Genomic DNA, 14824 nt, shown 5'->3' with positions numbered 1-14824 from the left:
CGCCGTAGGGTGCGGATACATCAAAAATCCACAAAGAAAATCGACAATTTCACAGATCCGCACCACAAAATCGTCAGGTGCGTCGCTCAAAAATTTACAAATTAGAGCGAAGTTTCAGCAGCGACGCACCCTACAAAATACTTCCCAAAATGGAGGAAGAGCCGGGGAACGAGTAAACGAGTAAATAAATCAAGTGGCCGAGGGAATTGTGATATCGACAGATTGCACTTTTACCGAAGTTCCCAAACTCGATAGCGGCGGTTGAATTGCCGCAGTATTTCCTACTACTAACGTCACCAAATTCTCCGGTTTCAAGTAAGTCTGAGCTACGCGCTGCACGTCAGCAATTGTGGCTGCTTCGACGCTGCGGCGGTAGCGAAAAATGAAGTCTTCGGGATAACCGTAGTATTCGTAGCGCATTAGTCGCGACAAAGTTTGACTGGGATTTTCAAATTTGAAGATGAAAGAATTGAGGGTGGAATCTTTCGCAAAAGCTAATTCTTCGGGGGTAATTGGTTCGGTGCGGATTCGATCGATCTCAGCGCGAATTGCCTTGATAAACGGTACTGTCGCGTCCGATCGCGTTTGGCCTCCAGCCACAAACACCCCAGGATAGTCAAATTTCGGACTCCAAGCCGCGTAAACCGTGTAGGCTAAGCCTTGGCGCGATCGCACATTATTGAACAAACGCCCGCCAAAACCGTTCAAAACCCCATTCATCACGTCCAAAGCACCGTAATCTGGGCTGTTCAACATCCCGCCCAAATGCCCCATCTGCACGTAACTTTGACTCAATTGGGGCTGATTCACCAAAAATATGCCGCCTTGATTGGCGGGCGATACCGTTGGTAAGGGCGGCACTTGAGCACTTTGAGTCGCTTCCCAGTTGCCGAATTTTTGCTCCACGAGCGATCGCATTTTAGCCGTATCAAAATCGCCAGAAATACCCAAAATCATATTCTTGGGGTGAAAATACTTCTGGTAAAAACCCACCAAATCGTCGCGAGAAATATTGGCGATAGTTTTGTATTCTACAGTGCGCGCGTAAGGACTGCGATCGCCATAAATTAACTTTTGAAACTCGCGGCCTGTGATACCGTTAGGATCGTCATTGCGGCGGGCGATGCCACCTTGCTCTTGATTCTTCGCTAAATCCAACTTATTTTGAGCAAATATTGGCTCCTGAATCACTTCCGAAAATAGAGCCAAAACAGGTTCTACATCTTCAGCTAAAGCACTAAAATTCGCGCTACCCGAAGTAAGATCAATCCCCGTTTCTACCGAAGCTGCTCGCTGTTCTAGCAACTGATTTAATTCATCAGCCGTATGCCGCCTCGTGCCGCCAGTTCGCATCACTTCTCCCGTCAAACCTCCCAATCCGATTTTATCAGCAGGTTCAAAACGATCGCCCGTGCGAAATAGCGCCGTTCCCCCCACTAGCGGTAGTTCTTTATCTTCCATCAGATACACGCGGATGCCATTTTTTAGCTCGAAGCGAGTGTATTTAGGCAGTTTAATTTCTGGCACCGGCGGGAATGTTAATTCGTCGTAGTGCTTCGGCCCAGCCGCTAGGGAAGGCAATAAATTAAACGTGCCAAGTGAAACAGTAAAAAAGCAAAGCGACAGCAGAAATAACTTTACTTTTTTCAGTCTCAATTTAGTCATTTTCATTCTTTCTCCTAAGTTTCATCTGTTGACCATTCGACGAGGCAGAGCCTCGGGATCTGCGTTCCCAGGCAGAGCCTGGAAACGAGTAAAAAGGGGAGTTAACTGGTTCCCTGGCTCTGCCTGGGAACCTATATCTAGAGGCTCTGCCTCGCTGATTTAGAATGGAGGCAGAGCCTCTAGAAATGCGTTACCAGGCCGAGCCTGGAAACGAGTAAAAATGACTAATGACTAATGACCAATGACCAATGACCAATGACCAATGACCAATGACCAATGACCAATGACCAATGACCTCTTAGAGTGACAAAAGCTTGCCAATCGTGCGATTTTCCGGGCGGAAAGTTGCCTTAGCTACTCGCTGAATGTCAGGAGGAGCAACAGCAGCGATCGCATCCAATTGCTTAAACAGATTTTTCCACGAACCAGTTTTCACTTGATAGTCCAGCAGCGAAAATGCCATCCCCATATTAGAATTGAGCGATCGCAACAAACCCGCCCTCGCCTGAGTTTTCACCCGCTCCAACTCCAAAGCAGACACCGGATCGGTTTTTAGGCGATCGATTTCCTTGCTCAAAGCTACCGCCACCTCATCAACCGTGCGGCCCGGAGCAGTTTGAGCGTAAAATAACATCAAATTCGGGTACTTGTCCCCCGGATAACCGCTAAAACCTTGAGCAGCTAGCGCCAATTGCTGTTGTTCTACCAAGGATTTGTAAAGCCGAGAAGTGCGGCCGCTGCTGAGCAAAGAACCAATCATTTCATAAACCGCATTGTCGGGATGATTCATCGCCGGCCTGTGGTATCCTTCCAAATACCAAGGTTGAGTTTTCAACTTCAGCGTCACTTCCTTAGTTTGTGTTTGCGGAGGCTCCACAATTTGCAATTCAGGAGGCGCTGGTTTCGCCTTGTAGCGGCCGAAATAAATTTGAGCGAGTCGCTTCACCTCCGCAGCTTTCACGTCTCCTACCACCGCCACAGTCAGCTTGCTGGGGATGTAGTGACTATCGAAAAATTTCTGCACCTGGCTGCGCGTGAGGTTCTTAATGTCTTCAGTGTAGCCAATCACCGGACGGCGGTAAGGATGGACAGAAAAAGCTTTGTCAGCAAAAACTTCGACCATTTGCCCGATCGCAGAATTCTCGGTTCGCAGCCTCCGTTCTTCTAAAATTACCTGTTTTTCCTTATAAAATTCCCGAAAAACAGGTTCGAGAAATCGCTCGGATTCCAGCGACATCCACAGTTCTAACTTGTTAGCGGGGAGACTGTAAAAATACATAGTCGAGTCGATAGAAGTAGCGGCATTTAGTCCAACTCCGCCTGCTTGTTCGACAATTTTACCGAATTCGTTGCGCTTGACAAATTGCAAAGCTTCGGATTCAACCTTGTCAAATTCTGCTTTGAATTTGGCGATTTCTTCAGTTTTGCCGCTCGCCTTCGCTGCTTGCATTTGCTCGAAGAGTTTGTCTTGTTTTTCTAGCAGCGGCTTTTCGGCTTTGTAATCGGTAGTGCCGATTTTTGGCGTACCTTTAAATGCTAAATGTTCGAGATAGTGGGCGACTCCGGTTTGGCCGTCGGGTTCGTTGGCGCCTCCCACGTCGGCGTGAATAAGAAACGATGCTACGGGGGATCTGGGCCTTTCCAGTACCACGAAAGTCATGCCATTGTCGAGCTTAAATTCCGTGACTTGCTTGATTACGCGATCGAGCGACGGTTGCACAGAGACTGCTTGGGAGCCGCTAGCGGGGTTGTCGCGGGCGAGGGCGATTTCGGGGGAAAGTCCCCACCACAGCAGCACAGCAGCGAGCAGGGAGGCGATAAATCGAGTTTTGCGGGGCGATTCCCTAGGGGATAGCTTCGCCGCGCGTAGTTTTTGGAACTGCGGGGTCATTCGATTTTAGATTTTAGATTTTAGATTTTGGATTGTCAAACCTGAGGTTTGTGCCGAATACAAGAGATTCTTGTTCAAGGATAAAGATTTTTTGAGGCATAAGCGATCTGTTGCGCCGCAGATGTTAGGCTGATACAGCCAATTTCAAAAAGGGTCTGGGGTCTGGCAAGGAGTTTTGAGTTTGAGATTAGAGTCGCGCACAACTTAAAACTTAACATTATTTCGCCCGCCCGTCCCAAACCCGCAGTTCTAAATCGCCAATTACCGATTCCAAAGCCATGCGAATTTTTAATCAGTCTCCTCCTTCAGAAACAGAAACCAAGAAGCGAATTTTACAAGCAGCTCAGCGGTTGTTTGCTCGCAGCGGATACGACGGTACGACAACTCGCGATTTAGCAGCGGCGGCGGGGGTGGCTGAGGGTACGCTATTTCGGCATTTTGATAATAAAAAAGCGATTTTGATTGAGGTGGCGACGGAAGGATGGGTGGAATTGCTGACGGATTTGCTGACGGAATTGAGCGAGATGGGAAGTTACAAAGCAGTGGCTCAGGTGATGCGCAGGCGGATGCTGAATATTCGCGAAAATAGCGATATGATGCGGGTGTGTTTTTTGGAAGCGCAGTTTCACCCGGATTTGCGCGATCGCATTCAGTTAGAAGTCATCGGAAAAATGAGCGCTGTAGCTGAGGCTTTTTTTGAAACTGCGATGGAAAAAGGAGTTTATCGCAAGATGAATCCAAAGATTGTCGCTCAGGTATTTTTGGGAATGTTTGCCGTCGCCGGTTTCAGTCAAAATACGATTATGGAGCCGAATGCTTCCCCGCAAGAAATGCAGGAAATGGCAGAAGGATTAGCAGAGATTTTTCTAAATGGGGTTTTGGTTAAGGATTAGGCATGGGGGATGGGGCATGGGGAATTGGGCATCGGCCAAAGAGGGCATCGGGCATGGGGCATGGGGCATGGGGAATTGGGCATCGGCCAAAGAGGGCATTAGTCATTAGTAGTGCACGACACACCGGGAGCATCTCATAGTTGCAAATCGGCTTTTTTTATTGAACGCGCCGTGTTTACTTCAAATCGACTCAATTCTCAATCGCTCAATCTCCCAATCCCTCAAATCTCAAATCTCAAATCTCAAATCGCCCGCTCGATTTACTTTTCTATCAAAACTGAGATACTCCCGACACATCTGTGAAATCCGTTACATCCGTGGAGCGAATCCATTGCCGAACTTTCTTGCTTTTTCCTTCTACTTATGAACAAAGTTTTGGAATATTCTATGCGGCCCCTAACGCAGGAAGACGAACCTTTTTTGTGGCAAATGCTCTACGTCGCGGCGCACGTGGCAGAAGAAGGCGAATCAACCGTGGAAGCTGTTGTGAATCATCCTTTAATTGCGAAATATGTCAAGCATTGGGGACGTGCAGGCGATATGGGCTTTGTAGCCACATTGAACAGCAGCCAGCCGATAGGAGCAGCGTGGCTGCGTTTGTTGACAGGGGACGATCGCGGATTTGGCTGGATTGATGATACTATCCCAGAATTGGCAATTGCGGTTCTTCCAGAATATACAAATCAGGGTGTAGGAACGCAATTGCTGGCTCATTTGTTGCCAGCAGCTACAGCATTTTATCCATCTGTATCCCTGAGTGTCAGAAGCTCAAATCCGGCCCTGCATTTATACGAGCGAGCGGGATTTAAAGTAATGGAGGGAAGCGAGACTATCAACCGCACAGCCGGGACATCATTGACTATGAAAATAGATTTTGATTGAGGGAATTATTACTCGTCGTTAAACTCGTACATTTGCTGTACCCAATTCTCCCGATTGTCCTGCCATTCATCGGAAACTACTTCCCAATTTGTATTGCTTTCTAGTTCCAGCAATAAACTTGAAACTTCTTCAAGAGTCGATGCTGAGTGACATTCTTCTACCCAACTTTTCCGGCGCCGTTTCCATTGATTTTGCACCGCTTCCCACTCAATGTCTGATTCCAATTCAAGTAGAAATTCTGCTAGCTGTGACGGTTCAACTGCTGCTTGCACTCCACTCACCCAACTGTCGCGACGTTCTTTCCATTCTTTTGTCACTGCTTCCCATGTGAGGTTGCTTTCAAACTCTAACAGTAACTGGTTCATATCTACCATATTAAATGTTTTTTTTTGCAGTTGATGCTCAAATTATACAAAATTTTTCAATGAATAGTGTTAAAAAAAATTAAAGATTGCGGTGTCAGTGAAACTACGGAATTGATAACTGAATAATGAGCGATAAATTTACTTTAGATATGCTAGACATTCCCTGCGGTTGGAATCGCGGGACAGGCGACTGGACGGGAGTGGCGGCTGCGATGCAGAGAGGGGAAACTGTCGAAGTAATTCAAGAAGTTGGCTCGACTTTGTGGCAAAACAGTCTGCCTGCAAAACATTCATTGTATTGGGAAGGGGAAAATCTATCACCGATAAAAGGGCGAATTTGGATTAGTTTTACTCAGAGAAGATTTGCGCCAAATTCTGCTTTGCCAAAGGTTCAATGGCATCCGAGAGTGTTGTGGGTAGGGATAGGTTGCAAGGCTGGAACAGCGCGAGAATTAATCGAAACTGCGATTCAAAATGTCTGTCGCAGTTATCATTTAGCGGAAAGTGCGATCGCCGGTATTGCTACAATAGACGCTAAATCAGGTGAAGTCGGCTTGCTGGAACTTTGTCGATCGCGCAACTGGCTGTTAAAAACCTTTGCGGCTGATGTTTTAAGTTCCGTTGAAGTCCCCAATCCTTCAGATGTTGCAGCAAAATCAGTCGGCACGCCCAGCGTAGCAGAAGCCGCTGCACTTTGTGCGATCGCCCAAATTGTCACCGCGCATCAACACCAAAAAACGCAGATATCCATCAATCATCTGCGTTTATCTCAGTTGATCTGCGGTTCACATCCGCTCTTAGTTCCGAAAAAAGTCTTTCGATCGGAAAAAATGCTAGGCTCTGTTACAGTAGCGGTTGCAGTTTGCCCGATCGACTATCTAGAATAATAGCCTACGACTCGAAGCTGCCGGCATTCACAAATCGGCCAATCAGCCCAGAAACAAACGACAACACAATTGAACCGAACAAAGCAGGCCAAAAACCGTTAATCGCAAAGCCGATACTGAACGCACCCGCCAACCACGAAGCCAAAGAAAGCGAAATCGCATTCACCACAAACAAAAACAAACCTAAAGTCAGAATGCTGAAAGGCAGGGTCAGCAATGTAATAATCGGCCTGACAACCGCATTCACAAATCCGATAACCACCGCAGCCAGCATCGCCGCCGGAAAGCTCGTCACCACAATACCTGGTACAATGTTAGCGGTAATGACCAGTGAAACCGCCGCTACTATCCAAGTTAAGAAAAAACTTAGCATATCTTTTTTTGATCTCCATCACTATTAATTTAGATTTTAACTGTTTAGGCGATCGACCAAAGTTCGGGATACACTACGAAATACCCACCTTGCGAGAATCTCAGACTTATGAAACTCCGGCAACTAGCAGCATTCATCTTGGCGCTAACCATCTTCATCCTGCCGCGCGCAGCCCAAGCTCAATCTAAATATTACCCACCGCCGCTGTCCTTTAGCAATGCCGAACTGACCAGACGCGATTTTTCCGGTCAAATCCTGCGCGCCGCTGAGTTTTCTAACGCGAATATGGATTTGACTAATTTTTCTAATGCCGATTTGCGGGGAGCAATTATGAGCGCTTCGGTGATGACTGAGGCGAATTTGCACGGAGCAAATTTAACTAATGCGATGATCGATCAAATTAAATTTACTAAGGCAGATTTAAGCGATGCAATTTTAGTGGAAACAATTTTGCTGCGTTCTACTTTTGATGAAGTTAATATCACTGGCGCTGATTTTACGGACGCAATTATGGATGGCGCACAAGTGAAAGAATTGTGTGCAACAGCCAGCGGAATTAATTCTCACACGGGGGTTTCTACTCGCGATTCTTTGGGATGCCGCTAATTTATTTGATCGTCCCATAATTTCAATTTGTGGAACAGGCATCTTGCCTGTTCCTGATAGATTCAATCAAACTTATACCAATTTAAAAAATCAATGCAACAATATTTGTAGGGTGTGGATCCATCAATAGTATCCAAAAAGAGATGAACAATCTAACAAGCGACGCACCATCGACTATATTTGAATAAACTTTCCTCAACCTCAATTATTGTAGAGACGTAGGGTGCGTCGCCACGAATAGTTCTCGCCCTCCACCAGGCTGCCAGTGGGCGACGCACCCTACAATTCATAACGCTGATGAATAACAAAGGAGGTGGTATTACTACAAACCTGGGAAAGAACGGACTGAAGTCCTTACTACAAACCTGATTTACTAAGGAAGGAAAATTTAATAATTTCAACACCTGCTGGAGGCAGAGCCTCAAGATTTGCGTTACCAGGCAGAGCCTGGTAACAAGGAAAACGGACTGAAGTCCTTACTACAAACCTGATATACTAAGGCTTGGCTTTTTTCTGAGAATCCTCATAATGATCGCTCATTAACTGATTGACTTCTGGATTGTAAATCCGCAGATAATTCCAGTAATTCTCAAACACCGATTTCACGTATCCTTTCGTTTCAGGAAACGGAATCTTTTCTGCAAAAGCATCCGGGTCACTAAAATCAAACCTCTTCAACCAATCTGCTACTGCATTGGGCCCGGCATTGTAACTCGCCACCGCTAACATCGAGTTATTCTTGTACTCGTCGTGAGTGTGATCTAAATACCAAGTTCCGAGTTTAATATTGTCGTCCACATTCTCCAGTGAATACTTTTTGAGGCTGATTTTCTCAGCAACCCAACTAGCCGTTTCTGGCATCACCTGCATTAAACCGGTGGCACCAACTGCTGATTTAATTACGGGCATAAATCTCGATTCTTGCCTGATTAATGCTGTAACTAAAACAGGATTTATTTTGCGTTCTTGCGACCATTTGGTAATGTTTTCTAAGTAAGGAAAAGGATAAAGTGCTTGCCAATAAGCTGGCTGCTGTCTGAGAGCGAGGTATTGGGTTCTATCATCGGGTTTGTCGCGCTGGCGCAAGCTCCCAACCATCCACAAACCGTCTAAATTGTCTCCAACTCCAATTCGCATTAAACCGTCGGTAAACTGTTCGGCAATACTCGGTTCGACGCGGTTGGTAAATTCTATTTGCCACAGATTCCAAGCATCTCTATCTTGACCTAATTGATAGAGTTCTTTCAATGCAGGAGATCCGGCGGTTGGTTCGGGGCGCTGAGGCTGTTGCACTACCTTGGGAGATAAGTCTCGGACTGTGGTAAAGTCGCCTACTGGCCAGCCGAGAAATACTGCCGATCGCCATGCGAAATATGATTCTGGATAGCGTAAAATAGTGTACTCAAATGAAGTCTTGGCATCCTGTTCGCGGCCGAGTTGCTGTGCCCATTTTCCCACCCAAAATGCTGCTTCTGGTGCTTGTTCGCTGTCGGGATTGTGGGTGGTTAATTCCCTCGCCCATTGCCAACCTGATTTTAAATCTCCGGCTTTGGCATACTGTTGGGCGATCGCCCAACGCAGTTCGCCTGCTTTATCAGAATTGTTGTATTTTGTCAATAGCAACTTGCGAGTTTCTGAGGCGGATTGACTGCTGCCTGCTTTGTCGAGCAGTTGGGATTTATCTAGCAAAGCTTCGGGGGCATAATTGGGGAATTTGGCGATCGCGCGATCGAGATAAACCATCGCATCCTGAGGATCGCTCAGCCGCGACAGCCGAATTAAACCCAAACCAGTATCTTCGGAATCGGGGAAATCCCGCACTAATTCTTGATAGGCAATTCTCGATTCCGGGATTTTGCCGTCGAGCCACAAACCGCGAGCTTGGCGGTAAAGATTTTTGGCGGTGCGGGGAGCTTTCCCGTAAGCAATAGAGCCTTTGCCGTAATCCTGTTTTTCCCAATAGCCAAAGGCAATTTCTTCCCAATCTTCCGGTTTCAAAGCGGCGCTGTTTTGCTGCACCAGTTGTTCTAATATGCTACCGTAATCTTTGACATAATGACCGTATTTGGCTACTAGCAGCATCAACTCCGGCTGGTTGGGATTTTCTTTTAACTTGCGGAGGGCAATTTCTACGCTGCGCGGATGAGCGGGAAATTCAGTAATTGCCTGCTTCCAATATTCCGGTTTTGAATTGCCTAAAACATATAAAGCTTCCGCTGCTACCGGGTCGCTCGGATAGTTTTTTAGCAGTTCTTCCCAAGCTTTTTTAGATTTGCCTTTTTCGCCGCTTAATTGGTAAGCTTGCGCGCGTTTTAGGGCAATGTGAGAGGCTAAAACTGGATATTCTTGCTCTAATTTTTCCAATAAAGTGAGAGCTTTGGCGGCATTTCCTTGCTGGATTAAATCGCTAGCCAGCAGGTAACGGGCGCGGCTTTGAGGGGAGACTTGTTGCTTGTCGTTTGAATTCTCAGATCGATCGCCCGCGAGTTCAACCAATTTCGCCGCTCGCTCGCTCGGTGACAGCGATACCAGCATTTTGACCGAGGATGCGGAATTCGCTGCATCCTGTGAGTGCTGAGCCTTCTGGAACGGGGCCAAACCCATCCATTTCGCCGCCGCCAGCCCTGAGCCGATCGCCATTACGCCAACTGAAACGCTGATTAAAACATAAACTCGGGTGTTGCGTCGCTGATTCATGGGAAAATTTAAGAAAATAACAATAGAAAACCGATCGCCAGCAGACTTGGCTGATATAGTACCAGAATTTATTTTGATGTGGAGCGGGGAATTTGTGCGATCGATATATTTGCCCGCACCTGCAAAAAAAACCACAAACCACCAACAACCAAGTACAATCAAAAATCTAAAATCTCAACTGTAAATCAAAACATGGAATTTCTAGTCACCGATACGCTACCCTCTGCTTGGACGGGAGATGCCCTGGCAATTGGTCTATTTGAGGACGCTCTAGAGCTGGGCGGGGAGCTGGCACAATTAGATGAACAACTGGCTGGCACTTTGAAAGAGCTGATTCAAGAAGTAGATTTTAAGGGCAAAGCGGGCCAGAGTGCGATCGCCCGCGTCGGCGGCAACAATCCCATCCGCAAAATTGCGATCGTCGGTTTGGGGAAAGCCCCAGACTTAAAATTAGACACCGTGCGGCAAGCTGCGGGCGTTTGCGCCAAGTTAGCCAAAAAAGAGAAATGCAAAATCCTGGGAATTAGCTTTCCGGTGTGGAAAAACGCGCCGGATGTTACAGCAAGTGCGATCGCCGAAGGTGTAGAACTCTCCCTGAATCAAGACAACCGTTTCAAATCGGAACCCGACGATAAAAGCCCGCAAGTAGAACAAATTCAGTTGCTCGGTTTTGCCGGTACCGAAAGTGCGATCGCCCGCGCCCGCCAAATCACAGCCGGAGTTATTTTAGCACGAGAATTAGTCGCAGCACCGGCCAATTATGTCACCCCGATTACCATGGCCGAAACCGCTCAAAGTCTGGCGGCTGAATGCGGTTTAGAATTAGAAATATTAGAGCAAGAAGAGTGCGAAAAACTAGGCATGGGAGCCTTTCTCGGCGTTGCCAAAGCATCCGACTTGCCGCCAAAATTCATCCACCTGACTTACAAACCCGCAGGCACACCGCGCCGCAAAATTGCGATCGTCGGCAAAGGATTGACCTTTGATTCCGGCGGTTTGAACATCAAAGGTGCGGGCAGCGGCATTGAAATGATGAAAGTAGATATGGGTGGCGCTGCTGCTACCTTGGGGGCCGCAAAGGCGATCGGGCACATCAAACCAGATGTCGAAGTTCACTTTATCAGCGCCGTCACCGAAAACATGATCAGCGGCCACGCCATGCGCCCTGGAGACATCCTCACAGCTTCCAACGGCAAAACAATTGAAGTTAACAATACCGACGCCGAAGGCCGTTTAACCCTGGCTGACGCTTTGGTATTTGCTGATAAGTTGGGAGTTGACGTAATTGTCGATTTAGCAACTCTGACTGGCGCCTGCGTAATTGCTTTGGGCGAAGATATCGCAGGTTTGTGGAGTCCTCAAGATAGCGTCGCCGCCGAAATCGTCGCCGCCTCAGAATTGGCAGGCGAAAAGTTTTGGCGAATGCCGATGGAAGAGAAGTATTTTGATGGCTTGAAAGCTTTGCACGCTGATATGAAAAACACAGGGCCTCGTCCCGGCGGTTCGATTACGGCGGCGCTATTTTTGAAGCAGTTTGTCAAGGATACTCCTTGGGCGCATTTAGATATTGCTGGCCCAGTTTGGAGCGACAAAGAAAACGGCTACAACGGCGCTGGATCAACTGGTTTTGGAGTTCGGACTCTGGTGCATTTGGTGCTGGGCGGCGCTTAGTTTTACCAATTCTTCAACGTGATATTTGTAGGGAGGCCGCAATGCCCATTAGTCCCAACTTAAGCGTAAAAGCCTCTGTATCTATCGTTTATAGCCGAGTCTAGATCCCCCTAAATCGCCCTCTCCCTTGGGGAGTAGGGGTTGACGAAAGAGAATGCTCCTGTCCCCCCCCTTTCGCTCGGGGGAGTAGGGGGCAAGAATTAGGGGGTATCTAGGGCTTATAAGTCCTTTCAGTTGACAGTTGACAGTTGACCGCTTGAGGGCACTTGACAAAAGAAGGAAGAGGATTGGAGGAATGAATAGTCTGATTTTAATTTCTCCCTACAAAAGTTCCGGCTTTAACCCAATTCTTTATGGTAAAAAAAAGTCAATCATCATAATTAAAAATTTCTATTTTTCATAAACAATAAGTACGCGAACCTATGTATTCCGTCACTGCGAGGAAAGTAAGCGTTCCGAGCCGCTGCCAAAGCAATCGCTGATACTTGGGGAAAGCTGCGCTCCCCGATCCCAACCTACACAGTTTTGAAATTCCCTGAAAAAAGAGCTGTTTCATAAAAACTGAAAAAAGTATATAATTATGTAAATATTTCAACCAGCGAAATCAAATAATTATATTTGATGGGATTTGCATTGGTACAGATAACTTTTCTTGAACTTTATGCAACAAGTATTAACAATTTTTTTTTCAACAGTTACTGTATCTTCCGCACTCGGCTGCGACGCGCTGCGGGAGTTGCGACTGTACGCTGTTTTTGACTCGCTGACGGCACTGGCTTATTGCTCTCTGGCGCTATCTTTAGTTTATTTTACTCGCCAAAGTTCTCACAGCAAGATTGGACGGCTGTTTACCGTCGGTTTTTTTGCCTGCGGCGCTGCTCAATTGATGGAAGTTTGGACGGTTGGGCATTCCATGTATTGGCTGTCGGTAGCTCTCAAAGCTGCAATTGCTGTGATTTTTTTGCTTTTAGCCGCAGTCGCGATCGCCCTGAGGCCGAAAGCACTTGCCAATTCGGGTTTAAATCAAACCGAAAATATTCCACAATTGCCGTTCAAACAGGTAGAAGAAAATGGAGAATTGGCAAAACAATCGATCGCGCTTGCAGAGGCAGAAACTATTATCGATCGCGCTTTAGCTCTCAATTCGCTTAACGAACAGTTAGAAAAAGAAATTGCGGAGCGCCACCGGGTTGAGGAAAAGTTGCAACTGGCTCAATTGGCGATCGACCGATCGGCAGATGCGGTATTCTGGATCGGATCGGACGGTAAATTTTTGTACGTCAACGACGCCGCTTGCTCTTCCTTGGGATATTCTGTGGCAGAATTGCTCGATCTGACTGTGCACGACATCAATCCAGATTTTCCCGAAACTGCTTGGAATTTGCACTGGAAAGTCTTAAAACGGTGCGGTTCCGTTAATATTGAAGTTCACCACATCACTAAGTCTGGTCGCATTTTTCCGGTGGAAATTACGATCGACCATTTGCAGTTTAACGACAAAGAATATCAATGCGCCTTTGCTCGCGACATTAGCCAGCGCAAGCGGATTGAGGCAACTTTGCGAGAAAAGGAACAAGAATTTAGGTCATTAGTTTCTAATATTCCCGGCGCGGTTTACCGTTGCAGTGCTGCGGGGCGATCGAGCTTAACTTTTATCAGCAGCGGCATAGAAGCTATTTCCGGCTATCCCGCAGCTAACTTTATGATTCAACCAGTGCAGGCTTTTCCTAGTATAGTTCATCCCGATGACGCGCAGGAGATCGATAAAATTATCGATCGGGCTATCAAGACAAAACAACCTTACGCGATCGAATATCGCCTGATTCACTGCAACGGAAATGTGCGGTGGGTTGCAGAGAAAGGTCAAGGCATTTTCAACGCAGCAGGTCAAGTTTTATCGCTCAACGGCGCCATTTTTGACATGACAGAGCGCAAAGCAGCGGAGGATGCTTTGCGGCTGTCCGAGGCGATCGCCAACAACAGAGCCCACCAGCTAGAAATCGCTCTCAAAGAACTCCGAGAAACTCAAGCTCATCTAATTCATACCGAAAAAATGTCAAGTCTCGGTCAAATGGTAGCAGGAGTGGCTCACGAAATCAACAACCCCGTGAGTTTTATCTACGGCAATATATCCTACGCCAGCCAATATATGAGAGACTTGTTGCAGCTTGTAGAACTTTACCAAACAAACTATCCTCAGCCACCCGTAGAAGTTCAAGAATATATTGAAAACATCGATTTAGAATTTTTGAAAGAAGATTTGGTAAAAATATTATCTTCGATGAAAATGGGAGCAGATCGCATTCGCGAAATAGTTCTGAGCTTGCGAAACTTCTCGCGTTTAGACGACTCGGCAAAGAAGCCCGCCAACCTTCACGAAGGCATAGACAACACCCTTCTAATTTTGCACAACAAACTGCGAGCTAGAGCCGAATATCCAGAAATAAAAGTAATCAAACATTACGGTAAACTGCCCTTAATTGAATGTTATGCAGGTCAGCTAAATCAGGTATTTATGAATCTGCTTAGCAACAGTATTGACGCCCTGGAAGATGCTTGCAACCAAAAAAGGCGATCGGGCGGCGCCGACTGGGAACCAACTATTATAATTCGCACAGAAGCCCTTAACGAAAACAGTATTTGCATCCGCATTGCCGATAATGCGATCGGGATGACAGAAGAAGTGCGCAGCCGATTGTTTGACCCATTTTTCACCACAAAACCGATGGGGAAAGGCACTGGTTTGGGGTTAGCCATCAGTTACCGAATAGTCGTGGAAAAACACGGCGGAGCCTTGATATGCCGTTCGGTTTTGGGTGAGGGGACGGAATTTGCGATCGAGCTTCCCTGATCAAAAATAAGTTGGTAGTGAGGACTTGAGTCCTTAGATTTTT

At 46.8% G+C, this 14824-nt stretch carries 12 protein-coding genes; 7 read left to right on the top strand and 5 right to left on the bottom strand.

The window, feature by feature from the left end:
* Positions 1-189: 189 nt before the first annotated feature.
* Together QUB64_RS27045 and QUB64_RS27040 are read right to left on the bottom strand one after the other, a co-directional pair.
* Positions 190-1671 carry a M16 family metallopeptidase gene (locus QUB64_RS27045; protein ID WP_333276530.1) on the bottom strand — a complete coding sequence of 494 codons (1482 nt, stop codon included), beginning with the start codon at positions 1669-1671 and terminating at the stop codon, positions 190-192.
* Positions 1672-1963: 292 nt separating this feature from the next.
* Positions 1964-3556, bottom strand: coding sequence for a M16 family metallopeptidase (locus QUB64_RS27040; protein WP_333276533.1), 1593 nt, complete (start codon positions 3554-3556; stop codon positions 1964-1966).
* A gap of 278 nt (positions 3557-3834) precedes the next feature.
* Here QUB64_RS27040 and QUB64_RS27035 point away from each other — a divergent pair, with 278 nt between their 5' ends.
* The 3 genes from QUB64_RS27035 (at position 3835) to QUB64_RS27025 (ending at position 5331) form a co-directional block, all read left to right on the top strand.
* On the top strand, positions 3835-4449 hold the full coding sequence (locus QUB64_RS27035) for a TetR/AcrR family transcriptional regulator (RefSeq protein ID WP_333276536.1): 615 nt from the start codon (positions 3835-3837) through the stop codon (positions 4447-4449).
* On the top strand, positions 4427-4558 hold the full coding sequence (locus QUB64_RS27030; RefSeq protein ID WP_333276539.1) for a hypothetical protein: 132 nt from the start codon (positions 4427-4429) through the stop codon (positions 4556-4558). Before QUB64_RS27035 ends, QUB64_RS27030 begins: the two co-directional genes overlap by 23 nt.
* Positions 4559-4836: 278 nt before the next feature.
* The gene (locus QUB64_RS27025; protein WP_333276541.1) at positions 4837-5331 is read left to right on the top strand and encodes a GNAT family N-acetyltransferase; all 495 of its coding nucleotides are present in this window, start codon (positions 4837-4839) and stop codon (positions 5329-5331) included.
* 8 nt (positions 5332-5339) lie between these two features.
* Here QUB64_RS27025 and QUB64_RS27020 read toward each other — a convergent pair whose 3' ends face one another.
* The gene (locus QUB64_RS27020; RefSeq protein ID WP_333276544.1) at positions 5340-5705 is read right to left on the bottom strand and encodes a hypothetical protein; all 366 of its coding nucleotides are present in this window, start codon (positions 5703-5705) and stop codon (positions 5340-5342) included.
* 116 nt (positions 5706-5821) lie between these two features.
* Here QUB64_RS27020 and QUB64_RS27015 point away from each other — a divergent pair, with 116 nt between their 5' ends.
* Positions 5822-6583 carry a cobalamin biosynthesis protein gene (locus QUB64_RS27015; protein WP_333276548.1) on the top strand — a complete coding sequence of 254 codons (762 nt, stop codon included), beginning with the start codon at positions 5822-5824 and terminating at the stop codon, positions 6581-6583.
* A gap of 4 nt (positions 6584-6587) precedes the next feature.
* Here QUB64_RS27015 and QUB64_RS27010 read toward each other — a convergent pair whose 3' ends face one another.
* Complete coding sequence (locus QUB64_RS27010) at positions 6588-6956, bottom strand: phage holin family protein (protein WP_333276551.1); 369 nt, start codon at positions 6954-6956, stop codon at positions 6588-6590.
* A gap of 108 nt (positions 6957-7064) precedes the next feature.
* On the opposite strand from QUB64_RS27010, the gene QUB64_RS27005 reads away from it, so the two are divergent.
* Positions 7065-7562, top strand: coding sequence for a pentapeptide repeat-containing protein (locus QUB64_RS27005; RefSeq protein WP_333276554.1), 498 nt, complete (start codon positions 7065-7067; stop codon positions 7560-7562).
* 495 nt (positions 7563-8057) lie between these two features.
* Here the strand turns inward: QUB64_RS27005 and QUB64_RS27000 are convergent, their stop codons facing one another.
* Positions 8058-10259, bottom strand: a complete 2202-nt coding sequence (locus tag QUB64_RS27000) for a lytic transglycosylase domain-containing protein (RefSeq protein WP_333276621.1) — start codon at positions 10257-10259, stop codon at positions 8058-8060.
* A 192-nt stretch (positions 10260-10451) separates the two neighbouring features.
* Here QUB64_RS27000 and QUB64_RS26995 point away from each other — a divergent pair, with 192 nt between their 5' ends.
* The gene (locus QUB64_RS26995; RefSeq protein ID WP_333276557.1) at positions 10452-11930 is read left to right on the top strand and encodes a leucyl aminopeptidase; all 1479 of its coding nucleotides are present in this window, start codon (positions 10452-10454) and stop codon (positions 11928-11930) included.
* A gap of 661 nt (positions 11931-12591) precedes the next feature.
* Positions 12592-14781, top strand: a complete 2190-nt coding sequence (locus QUB64_RS26990; RefSeq protein WP_333276560.1) for a PAS domain-containing sensor histidine kinase — start codon at positions 12592-12594, stop codon at positions 14779-14781.
* Positions 14782-14824: the final 43 nt, after the last annotated feature.

This window comes from Microcoleus sp. Aus8_D2 (assembly GCF_036702665.1).
Lineage (GTDB): Bacteria > Cyanobacteriota > Cyanobacteriia > Cyanobacteriales > Microcoleaceae > Microcoleus.
Note: the sequence above shows the minus strand (reverse complement) of the source record. Positions and strands in the feature narration are given on the sequence as shown.

Coding starts and splice junctions, on each gene's coding strand:
- QUB64_RS27045 (WP_333276530.1), bottom strand. CDS start 1,671: ATGAAAATGACTAAATTGAGACTGAAAAAAGTAAAGTTATTTCTGCTG.
- QUB64_RS27020 (WP_333276544.1), bottom strand. CDS start 5,705: ATGGTAGATATGAACCAGTTACTGTTAGAGTTTGAAAGCAACCTCACA.
- QUB64_RS27015 (WP_333276548.1), top strand. CDS start 5,822: ATGAGCGATAAATTTACTTTAGATATGCTAGACATTCCCTGCGGTTGG.
- QUB64_RS27005 (WP_333276554.1), top strand. CDS start 7,065: ATGAAACTCCGGCAACTAGCAGCATTCATCTTGGCGCTAACCATCTTC.
- QUB64_RS27010 (WP_333276551.1), bottom strand. CDS start 6,956: ATGCTAAGTTTTTTCTTAACTTGGATAGTAGCGGCGGTTTCACTGGTC.
- QUB64_RS26990 (WP_333276560.1), top strand. CDS start 12,592: ATGCAACAAGTATTAACAATTTTTTTTTCAACAGTTACTGTATCTTCC.
- QUB64_RS26995 (WP_333276557.1), top strand. CDS start 10,452: ATGGAATTTCTAGTCACCGATACGCTACCCTCTGCTTGGACGGGAGAT.
- QUB64_RS27035 (WP_333276536.1), top strand. CDS start 3,835: ATGCGAATTTTTAATCAGTCTCCTCCTTCAGAAACAGAAACCAAGAAG.
- QUB64_RS27040 (WP_333276533.1), bottom strand. CDS start 3,556: ATGACCCCGCAGTTCCAAAAACTACGCGCGGCGAAGCTATCCCCTAGG.
- QUB64_RS27030 (WP_333276539.1), top strand. CDS start 4,427: ATGGGGTTTTGGTTAAGGATTAGGCATGGGGGATGGGGCATGGGGAAT.
- QUB64_RS27000 (WP_333276621.1), bottom strand. CDS start 10,259: ATGAATCAGCGACGCAACACCCGAGTTTATGTTTTAATCAGCGTTTCA.
- QUB64_RS27025 (WP_333276541.1), top strand. CDS start 4,837: ATGCGGCCCCTAACGCAGGAAGACGAACCTTTTTTGTGGCAAATGCTC.